This is a genomic window from Streptomyces sp. NPDC058534, assembly GCF_042717365.1.
Classification (GTDB): domain Bacteria; phylum Actinomycetota; class Actinomycetes; order Streptomycetales; family Streptomycetaceae; genus Streptomyces.
Genome location: NZ_JBHXNW010000192.1, coordinates 1 through 1,323 on the forward strand (window position 1 = coordinate 1; position 1,323 = coordinate 1,323).

Annotated in this window: 1 rRNA gene; it reads left to right on the plus strand. The window is 56.8% G+C overall.

The annotated features are described in order from the left end of the window. Positions 1–1,320 (plus strand): 23S ribosomal RNA (locus ACFWR9_RS42715); the annotation flags it as partial. Positions 1,321–1,323: the final 3 nt, after the last annotated feature.

Genomic DNA, 1,323 nt, shown 5'->3' on the forward strand with positions numbered 1-1,323 from the left:
CCTCTAGCGAGTTTCATGGCGGCCCGTACCCTAAACCGACTCAGGTGGTCAGGTAGAGAATACCGAGGCGTTCGGGTGAACTATGGTTAAGGAACTCGGCAAAATGCCCCCGTAACTTCGGGAGAAGGGGGGCCACACCCGGTGACGAGTCTTGCACTCTGAGCTGGGGGTGGCCGCAGAGACCAGCGAGAAGCGACTGTTTACTAAAAACACAGGTCCGTGCGAAGCCGTAAGGCGATGTATACGGACTGACGCCTGCCCGGTGCTGGAACGTTAAGGGGACCGGTTAGCTCCATTTCGGTGGGGCGAAGCTGAGAACTTAAGCGCCAGTAAACGGCGGTGGTAACTATAACCATCCTAAGGTAGCGAAATTCCTTGTCGGGTAAGTTCCGACCTGCACGAATGGCGTAACGACTTCTCGACTGTCTCAACCATAGGCCCGGTGAAATTGCACTACGAGTAAAGATGCTCGTTTCGCGCAGCAGGACGGAAAGACCCCGGGACCTTTACTACAGTTTGATATTGGTGTTCGGTTCGGCTTGTGTAGGATAGCTGGGAGACTTTGAAACTCGCACGCCAGTGTGGGTGGAGTCGTCGTTGAAATACCAGTCTGGTCGTGCTGGATGTCTAACCTGGGTCCGTGATCCGGATCAGGGACAGTGTCTGATGGGTAGTTTAACTGGGGCGGTTGCCTCCTAAAGAGTAACGGAGGCGCCCAAAGGTTCCCTCAGCCTGGTTGGCAATCAGGTGTTGAGTGTAAGTGCACAAGGGAGCTTGACTGTGAGACCGACGGGTCGAGCAGGGACGAAAGTCGGGACTAGTGATCCGGCGGTGGCTTGTGGAAGCGCCGTCGCTCAACGGATAAAAGGTACCCCGGGGATAACAGGCTGATCTTCCCCAAGAGTCCATATCGACGGGATGGTTTGGCACCTCGATGTCGGCTCGTCGCATCCTGGGGCTGGAGTCGGTCCCAAGGGTTGGGCTGTTCGCCCATTAAAGCGGTACGCGAGCTGGGTTTAGAACGTCGTGAGACAGTTCGGTCCCTATCCGCTGTGCGCGTAGGAGTCTTGAGAAGGGCTGTCCCTAGTACGAGAGGACCGGGACGGACGAACCTCTGGTGTGCCAGTTGTCCTGCCAAGGGCATGGCTGGTTGGCTACGTTCGGGAGGGATAACCGCTGAAAGCATCTAAGCGGGAAGCCTGCTTCGAGATGAGGACTCCCACCCACTTGATGGGGTAAGGCTCCCAGTAGACGACTGGGTTGATAGGCCGGATCTGGAAGCACCGTGAGGTGTGGAGGTGACCGGTACTAATAGGCCGAGGG